We start from the raw sequence: 9,438 nt of genomic DNA on the forward strand, positions 1-9,438 counted from the left end.
AGAAGTCAAAGCTCACAACAGTAAAGGCTCTCCAGTCCATAGGCTACGATACTATCGCAAGCGGCGACAGCTATAACGACCTTGCCATGATAGAGGCAAGCAAGGCAGGTTTCCTTTTCCGCAGCACAGAGCAGATCAAAAATGATCACCCGGAGCTCCCGGCATTCGAGACTTATGACGAGCTACTTGCTGCTATAAAGAAAGCAATGGCAGAATAAAAGGGCTTAAGGCGACTTTTTGCCGCCGTCCCGGCATAAACCAGTGGAGGTATATTTATGAGCTACAGTTTCAATGCAGAAAAAGTGACAAAGGAAGTAGTTGAATGGGTACGTGACCTTTTTGAGAGAACCGCTTCTCCCACCACAAATGCCGTTATCGGCATATCTGGCGGCAAAGACAGTTCCATAGCCGCAGCGGTCTGCGCAAAGGCTCTCGGAAAAGACAGAGTTATTGGAGTACTCATGCCTCAGGGTGAACAGGGTGACATTTCCTACAGCCACCTGCTCGTGGACACTCTCGGCATAAAAAGCTACACCATAAACATCGGTGACACAGTCAGCACTTTCATGAACGAACTAAAGAAACACATGGAGCCCACTAATCAGGCAATCGTCAATACTCCAGCACGTATTCGAATGACAACTCTTTATGCAGTTGCAGCCTGCCATAACGGCAGAGTGGTAAATACCTGCAACCTCTCAGAGGACTGGGTAGGCTATTCCACAAAATACGGCGATGCTGCCGGAGACTTCTCTCCCCTTTCAGACCTCACAGTAACTGAGGTATTGCAGGTAGGCGAGGTCCTCGGACTTCCCGGTGAGCTGATACACAAGGTACCAATAGACGGTCTCTGCGGTAAGACCGACGAAGAAAATCTCGGCTTCACCTATGCAATGCTGGACAGATATATCCGCGGCGAGGATGATCTCAGTTCTGTGCCTGAGATAAAGGAGAAGATAGACCGTCTCCACAGAGCGAATCTTCACAAACTTCAGCTCATGCCCAAATACGAACAGAACAGATAAATAATTAGCCCGTGCAGCAGTACGGGCTTTTTCATATAACATGGCAAAAAACACCCCGCCCATTGTTTGTTACGGACGGGGTGTTGGATTATCAAACCGCTATTGCCTTGTCAATTTGATGCAGGGAGTGCCTTATCTCCTGCCATCTTTCATCATCGAGCTCTGAATTCAGTACAAATCTGTGTATCCTGCCATCATGTCTGACATGGACAGCCGTGAGATTCTCACAGCCTGCAAAGGCGTGTCTGCCTATCTCCTTCAAAGCGGAGGGAATTGTCAGCTCACACAGATTGCGGCAGCCCTTGAATGCATACCAGCCCAGCCTTTCAGTGCCTTCAGGAAGAGCAATACATCTCAGGTTCTCACAGTCGCTGAATGCTGTATCCGAAATCACCTTAACAGTTTCGGGTATCAGTATCCTTACAAGATTAGTACAGCCATTGAAAGCGCCCTCACCAATAATGTCTACATCATCGGGAATGAAGATCTCGGTGACGTTTTTCTCGTCCTTGTACCTTTTGAGTACGCCTTTTCTGATCTTGTAATTCATTTACTATTCTCCTCAATTTGTATTGGTCAACACCAATCCCATTGAACCTCTTTTTCTTTTATTGGTTCATTTTTTTATGTGCCGCGCAAATTCTATGTTTTTCAAGGAACTTGCGCTCCCCGAACAGAGTTCGGGGCAATAATCGGCTTATGTCGATTACTTAAGATACAATTAGTATAACATAATTAATCATAAAAGTCAATGAACGCCGGGGACTTTTCCCCTATATTTGGTAACTTGCACAAAATTACCCTCCCCTGTTTGAAGGGAGGGCAAAATATACTTTTAATTTAAGCTATTCGATGGATTTAAGTGATTCAGCCATGTTTATTCGTTCCAGTTTCAGTTCCATGAAAAGATCAACAGCGAAGTTGAAAATGAAGGTGAGTACGATGCTGTACAGGAAGCTGACAGGCAGTATCCTGACACTGAAATCCACAAGGTCCACCTTTATCTGCGCCATTACAAAACGATGAAGGAATACTCCGGCAATGCTTCCTGCAGCTATCCCCATAGCGGTAAGAGCAAGATTCTCGCGGAGCACGTAAGCCGAGGTCTCGCGCCTGAAAAAGCCGAGTACCTTAATAGTAGCGATCTCTCTCACTCTCTCGGTGATATTGATATTCGTAAGGTTATAGAGAACTATGAATGCAAGACCGGCAGCACATATAATTACTATCAGCACTATATAGTTAAGACTGCTCATCATCTTACTGAGTCTCTCCTTCAGTACATCAAACTTGAGCATCTGCATGATATGGCTGTTTTTGGATATCTCCGCAGAAGCCTGATTCTCATCCACCCCCTCTTTGAAGTTGATGAAGGCATAATTCAGAGGAAGCTTTTCTCCGAGCTGAGCTTCCATAGTATCCTTTCTGATAAAGACCACATTATAAACATGATTCTCAAATATACCCGTTACCTTAACGTTAAGCTCACGCATATTTTCATCTCTGAGCCTCATAGTACCGCCCTTTTCTATCCCGAAGCGCTCGGCTATGCTATGGCTTACGATTGCTTCTCCTTCAGTTGGAGGGGCAATAGGCTCTCCATTCATATCCCTGAGTACGAAGTATTTATCCATATCCTCAAAGCTTTCCACCGCGTTGATGGTAACGCTCTTCACTCTTTTACCATAAAGAAGATCCCACGCTCCTGTATAAAGCAGGATATTCTCCTTTGTATTTTCATTCAGCACGGTGAGAAGATCCTCAGGCGGCTCATCCTCCACGTTCCTAAGCGCAGCAGAAGCATCTGCTACCTGTATCTCGTCATACTGAGTATCTGCAAAGCCTGCGATTGAGTCCTTTATTCCGAAACCTGTGAGCAGCAGAGCCATACAGCCGCCTATGCCGAGTATCATCATAAATAGGCGCTTTTTATAGCGGAAAATATTACGGATAGATACCTTTTTAAGGAACTTTAGCCTTTTCCATATAAATCCCACGCGCTCAAGGAGCACTCGTTTACCTGCCTTTGGAGCCTTTGGACGCATAAGAGCAGCGGCTGTTTCTGCAAGCTCTAGTCTACAGCTGAACCACGTAACGCCTATTGAGCATACAAGTGAAACAAGGAGGGCAATCAGCGCAAGCTTTACGCTGAAAAGGTAGTGTATTGGAAGTTCAAGGTACATCAACTCATAGGATTTCCATATTATCTTCGGGAAAATGTATGTGCCGGCTCCGTATCCGAAGATGCAGCCTATGACTGCGGCTGTTCCGGAATAGAACATATACTTTCCCATTACAGTACCCTCGGAATAGCCCAGTGCTTTCAAGACTCCTATCTGAGTACGCTGCTCTTCCACCATACGACTCATAGTCGTCATACATACAAGCGCAGCCACCAGGATAAAGAAAACCGGGAATACCCTTGCTACCTGAGCCACGATATCGGAATCGCTCTCAAAGCATGAATATCCGATATTGGTATTTCTTCCAAGGACATATGTATCTGGCTTTTTAAGCTTTGCTAGTTCAATTTCGCCATTGCGCAGCTCCTCCTCCGCATCACTTATCTGATTTTCAAATTCTGCAAGAGAATTTTCATAGTCAGAAAGACCGCTTTCGTAATCAGCAAGAGCCGCGTTATACTGCTCCATTCCTGAAGCATACTGCTCTGGCATGATATCTCTTATCTGCTCCAACTGAGCAAGCTGTTCATCAAGCTGAGCTTTTCCATCATCGAGATCTTTTTTTGCTTTATCAAGCTTTTCTTGACCGTCCTTTCGGTTCTTTTCAAGCTCCTCTCTGCCGTCGTCGAGCTTTTTCTCAGCCTCACTGTATATCTCGTCAAAACGCATATCCGCACGGGACTGCGCTATTTTCTCCCACTGCTCTTCTCTGCCGTCCATATATTCGTCATACTCGTCCGAATAGATATCGTGATCCTGATCGAACCTCACATAAGCCTCAGTATAAACGTCAAGGTCGAAGGCTTCCTTAGGGAGGTATACAAAGGCTCTTATCTCTCCGTTTCCAACCGAAGAATTGCCTCTCTCGAAATTGATATACAAAGACGAATCGACAGAACCCACGATATTGAACATATCATGTCTGAGCGTATTTTTCACGGTTTCGGAATTATCGTCCGACAGATATATCCTGCCTCCTACCGAAACCTTTCCCGATTCTATGAGACATTCATCGCTGCTTTGCGGCATTCTACCCTCTACCAACTTTATGCCGTTGATATTTTCCGTTATGGTATGCAACCTCATAACATATTCATTCGTGCCTGCCGTAATTATATCGAGACTGTACGCTCCCTCTGCATAGCGGACATCGCTTCGATTGCGGAAGTCTGCGATATCCTCCTCATTCCAGCCCAGAGCCGATAGAAGTCTGTAATCGTAGAACTGGTTCTCGTCAAGGAACCTGTTGACTGTATCCACCATAGCCGGAGTAGTGATTCTTACGCCCGTGAAAAAGCCTACTCCGAGAGCTATTATAGCCATTATAGCGAAAAAGCGCCCGAATGTGCCGCGTATCTCACGAAGTGTATTCTTTCTTACTGCCTTTCCCATAGTTTCACCACTCTATATCCTTTATATCCACGATATTCTCATTCATTCGCACGCTAGATATCGTACCGCTCTTAACAGTTATTATGCGGTCGGCCATAGGAGTTATAGCTTGATTGTGGGTTATTACCACTACGGTCATACCGTTCTTTCGGCAGGTATCCTGCAAAAGTTGTAGCACTGCCTTTCCTGTTGCGTAGTCCAGAGCGCCTGTAGGTTCATCGCACAGGAGAAGCTTCGGATTCTTTGCAAGGGCTCTCGCTATAGCAACACGCTGCTGCTCACCGCCGGAGAGCTGTGCAGGAAAATTCTGAATGCGCTCCGCAAGTCCCACCTGCTCCAGTACCTTCCGTGCGTCGAGAGGCTCCCTGCATATCTGCGCAGCCAACTCTACATTCTCAAGAGCCGTCAGATTCTGCACAAGGTTATAGAACTGAAAAACAAAGCCCACATCGTAGCGCCTGTAAGCGGTCAGCTTCTTCTTGCTTAGAGCCGATATCTCCGTACCATCTAGGTATACGTTTCCGCTTGTAAGGGTATCCATACCTCCGAGGATATTGAGTATAGTCGTCTTTCCTGCGCCGGAGGCTCCGACGATAACGCAGAATTCTCCCCTGTTTATCTCAAAATTCACGTCGTGAAGGGCGTGTATCTCTACCTCGCCCGTCTTGTAGGTTTTTTTCACATTTTTAAATTCAACGTAAGCGCTCATATTAATCCTTTCATCAGTTAGACGTATTAGTCTCGCCACACCGTGCATGGACATAGGCGTTCGTCGGGTTCACACTGTACTTGATACAATACATTTATTCTCCCCGGCGAAACTGTTAGGCAAAGCATCTCTCGGCCCATGTATGGCGGTACGATAATTATCCTTATGACATAGAAAAATTATAGCACATTTCGCACAGGGTGTAAAGGAAGCTCAAAAAACACATCATAATTTCATCAAAATCATCATATTTTATGTTTACAGCAAACAAAAAATGCGCTATAATGTTAGTAATAAATATTCACCCCTGAAAGGAGCGAAAAACATGAAAATGATAAAGCGGATCTTATCCGCAGCCGCTTCGCTGTGCATGCTGACATCCCTTACAAACGCATTTCCGGCGGCAGATACTGCAGCGGCAGCCACAATAGTAAGCATTTCGCCTTATGACGTATACGACATAAACGGCGGAAAATTTGAGGGCTGGGGCACATCCCTATGTTGGTGGGCTAATCGTATAGGCTATTCTGACAATCTTTCGCAGAAGGCAGCTGAGACCTTTTTTAGCACTGACGGGCTTGGACTGAACATCGCCCGCTTCAATATTGGCGGCGGTGACAACCCATCCCACACTCATATAACCAGAACCGACTCAAATATGCCGGGCTATACTAAGTATAATAACGGCTCTGTCACTTACGACTGGAGCGCTGACGCTAATCAACGCAATGTGCTTAAACGCTGTATCGAAGCGGCAGGCAACGATATGATAGTGGAGATGTTCTCAAATTCTCCCCCATATTATATGACAAACAGCGGATGCAGCTCTGGAGCAGTAAACTCCGGCGAAAACAATCTCCGCGACGACAAATATAACGATTTCGCAGAATACTTAGCTGAGGTCACAGCACACTACGAAAAGGACTGGGGCATACATGTACAGAGCATAACCCCCATGAATGAGCCCTATACCGACTACTGGGGAGCCTACAGCAACAAGCAAGAGGGCTGTCACTTCGATCAGGGTTCCTCTATGGACAAGATATATCAGGCGCTCTCATCCTCACTGAAAAAGCGCGGTATAAACGATATCATTATTAGTGCCTGCGACGAATCTGTAATAGATACCCAGATAAGCTCGTGGAACAAGATGTCCGACACCACAAAGGCTCTTATAGGCCGTATCGACACCCACACCTATGGCGGCAGTCAGCGTGCCGAGCTAAAAAATACTGCTATAAATGCAGATCGTAACTTGTGGATGAGTGAAGTTGACGGCGGATCCACCGCAGGAAGCAATGCAGGCGAAATGGGAGCTGCACTGTGGCTTGCCGACCGCATAACCCTTGACTGCAACGAGCTCAACTGCTCCGCATGGATCCTCTGGCAGGTCATTGACAATCATATATCCTCAGTCGGCATGAACGGAAATAAAGACAAGGGAATGATAAACACTCAGGGCGGCTACTGGGGACTTGCCGTTGCAGATCACGACAGCAATAATATCATACTCACAAAGAAGTATTACGCAATGGGACAGTTTTCACGGTATATCCGCCCCGGCATGACTATGCTGAAATGCAGCGGAAACTGTGTGGCTGCTCTTGATACTGTGAACAATAAGCTGGTCATCGTTGCCACAAACGACGGTTCCTCCGATAAAGACCTTGTATTCGACCTGTCCGGCTTTGATTCCGCAGGAACCTCAGCCACAGCCATACGCACCAGCAATTCTGAGAGCTGGAAGGATATAGGAAATATCAGCGTATCCGGCGGTGGTCTTGCAGTCTCACTCGCAAAGCAGTCCGTAACTACCTTCATCATCGACGGAGTAAAGGGCGGCGGAGCCCTGACGGACAGGATAACCGTCACATCAGGAATGGTGAACGGCTCAGCCTCATGGAACAGCGACTCCTCCACTGACTGTACAAAGGCTTTCGATGGAAACATCTCCACATTTTTCGACGGAGTTTCCGACGGCTGGGTACAGGCAGACCTCGGTCAGCTCTACGACCTGTCCGCACTCGGCTATGCTCCGAGAGCCGGGTATGAATACCGTATGGGAGACGGACGCTTCCTTGCATCGCAGGACGGTCAGAACTGGACGACGCTTTACACCGTAAAAAGCAAGCCCTCCTCCGGTATGCACTATGTAACAGCTCTTTCCGGAGATACCACAGCCCGTTACGTAAGATATGAGGTGCCCTCCGGAGCGCCGAAGAACGACTACAACAACGACAGCGCATACTGTGCGAATATCGCTGAGATAGCCCTGTATGGAACTCCTCACGGGCAGTCCTCGTCTGCAAAATACGACAGGCTCGATCCTGTTTCCGGCAGCGGAAGCTCCTCATGGAAGGACACCGCCTCAGTTACCTTTGAAAAGGCTTACGACGGCGACATGAACACCTATTTTGACGGACTTGAGGGCGGATATGTCACTCTCGACCTGGGCAATATCTGCACTTTAAAGAATATTGCCTACTGTCCCCGCGAGGGCTACGAAGCCCGTATGATTGGCGGATATTTCAGCGTATCCGCAGACGGTACGAACTGGAAGAGAATATATACCGTTGAGAGCAAGCCTGCCTTCCGTATGAATTTTACACCGGAATTTGACAATATTACCGCACGGTACGTCCGTTATGAGGTACCTACGGGAGCTCCGGCAAGTCCGCTCAGCAGCGACAGCGTATACCTCTGCAATGTGGCTGAGATAGCGGTATACGGCACCGCAGGTACAGAAGCTCTCACAGGTGATGTTAATAACGACGGTGACGTAAACGTTGCCGACCTTATGGCATATCAGCGCTATATCCTGAAAAACGGAGCGCTTGCTGCTCCTGAGAATGCCGATATAAACGGTGACGGAACAGCAGATGTATTCGATATGATAAGTCTGAGAAAGCTTTTAATTTCAAAAATAAATTTCACCTGACTGTAATTGCGGAAATATCCGTCCAAAAAGACCTGCAAATAAAAGTCAAGCCCTAAATTGAAAAAAATCAGAAAAGATTTTCCAGTTCAAAAAAGAGTACGACAAAAAGACTGCCGAAGCAGCCTGAAAAAATTATTCATTGAAATGGCAGAGTTACGCTGAGGCTTCTGCGGCAGTTAAAACTTCTTTTACTCTTGCATAGTAAATACGAAGGAACTTGTTTGCAGCGGCATTCATGTATGAATAGTAATGCTTTCCTTCAGATTGTTTCTTGATCAGAAAATCGTACACAGGGTTATCGACTGGTTTGGTTTGCAACAGCACCTGCATAATGATGAAAAGAGTTCTTCGAAGAGCTCCTGCACCTTTCTTTGTCATACAATTTGATTTTGAAATTTTCTGACCGGAATCATTGTTCTCGCTGTCATAACCAAAGTAAGCGGTGATTGCCTTTCTGCTATGGAACCGTCTTGGATCACCGATCTCAGCAATCAGCTGAGGCCCTACAGCTTTACCAACACCGTACAAGGACATAACAGTATCGTACTCTGGAAGCTGAGCTGCTACACGGTTCATTTCAAGCTGAATAGCATGACAGTTCTCAGTGGCTGAATTAAACATTTTTGCCGCTTGTATAACGGCAAAAGCAGTTGATTCTTCTGAAGACACACTACTGATGCACTCTTTTGAGAAATCATGTATTTTCTTACACGATGTTTCGGTGAAGTAATAAGAATTGCTGTTGCACCACTTCTTGTACTTTCTTGAAAAAGCCTTGATAGAGAGCTTTGAAATCATATCGCAGTGAGGAAATGCCAATACAAAGTCAACCCATTTTTCGTGACCGTCTGATTCTCTTGAAGGTGATGTGAACAGCTTATTTATTCCAGGAAATGTCAGGTCAAGTAATGATATGAGGTTATTGTTCATCATGGTCTTTAACTTAGAAGCCTGCTGATACTGCCTGTTCAGCAGTTTCAAGGACTTTCTTAAGTCTCCCTGAGGGATATATTCCTTCAGATCAACCCAATAGCTTAATGCATAAGAGGCGATTTTCAAAGAGTCCTTCTTATCGGTTTTAGGCTTTCTTAATGTGTTTCCACCGAAGTCACTGATAAGCACAGGATTGACTACGGAAACAAATACATTTTGTTCGTGGAGGTAACGGGCAATGGGTTCATAATAGTTTCC

6 protein-coding genes and 1 pseudogene are annotated in these 9,438 nt (G+C 46.1%); 3 read left to right on the forward strand and 4 right to left on the reverse strand.

The features are described 5' to 3' along the window. Both J6U00_RS14045 and nadE read left to right on the forward strand, forming a co-directional pair. A pseudogene (locus J6U00_RS14045) lies at positions 1-218 on the forward strand (bifunctional phosphoserine phosphatase/homoserine phosphotransferase ThrH); the annotation flags it as partial. A gap of 57 nt (positions 219-275) precedes the next feature. After that, positions 276-1,025 (forward strand): NAD(+) synthase, encoded by a 750-nt coding sequence (gene nadE, locus J6U00_RS14050; protein ID WP_296582855.1) that lies wholly within the window; start codon positions 276-278, stop codon positions 1,023-1,025. Positions 1,026-1,116: 91 nt separating this feature from the next. Here nadE and J6U00_RS14055 read toward each other — a convergent pair whose 3' ends face one another. The 3 genes from J6U00_RS14055 to J6U00_RS14065 all read right to left on the reverse strand — a co-directional run bounded on the left by J6U00_RS14055 (position 1,117) and on the right by J6U00_RS14065 (position 5,309). Beyond that, positions 1,117-1,575 (reverse strand): leucine-rich repeat domain-containing protein, encoded by a 459-nt coding sequence (locus J6U00_RS14055; protein WP_296582857.1) that lies wholly within the window; start codon positions 1,573-1,575, stop codon positions 1,117-1,119. 295 nt (positions 1,576-1,870) lie between these two features. After that, the gene (locus J6U00_RS14060; RefSeq protein ID WP_296582858.1) at positions 1,871-4,600 is read right to left on the reverse strand and encodes an FtsX-like permease family protein; all 2,730 of its coding nucleotides are present in this window, start codon (positions 4,598-4,600) and stop codon (positions 1,871-1,873) included. A gap of 4 nt (positions 4,601-4,604) precedes the next feature. Further along, positions 4,605-5,309, reverse strand: coding sequence for an ABC transporter ATP-binding protein (locus J6U00_RS14065; protein WP_296582860.1), 705 nt, complete (start codon positions 5,307-5,309; stop codon positions 4,605-4,607). Positions 5,310-5,634: 325 nt separating this feature from the next. Here J6U00_RS14065 and J6U00_RS14070 point away from each other — a divergent pair, with 325 nt between their 5' ends. Then, the gene (locus J6U00_RS14070; protein ID WP_296582862.1) at positions 5,635-8,247 is read left to right on the forward strand and encodes a discoidin domain-containing protein; all 2,613 of its coding nucleotides are present in this window, start codon (positions 5,635-5,637) and stop codon (positions 8,245-8,247) included. A gap of 153 nt (positions 8,248-8,400) precedes the next feature. Here J6U00_RS14070 and J6U00_RS14075 read toward each other — a convergent pair. Then, positions 8,401-9,438: IS110 family transposase (locus J6U00_RS14075; RefSeq protein WP_296582864.1), on the reverse strand; the 1,038-nt coding region annotated here is incomplete at its 5' end.

The sequence above is a fragment of the Ruminococcus sp. genome, from assembly GCF_017650195.1.
Classification (GTDB): Bacteria; Bacillota; Clostridia; order Oscillospirales; family Ruminococcaceae; genus Ruminococcus.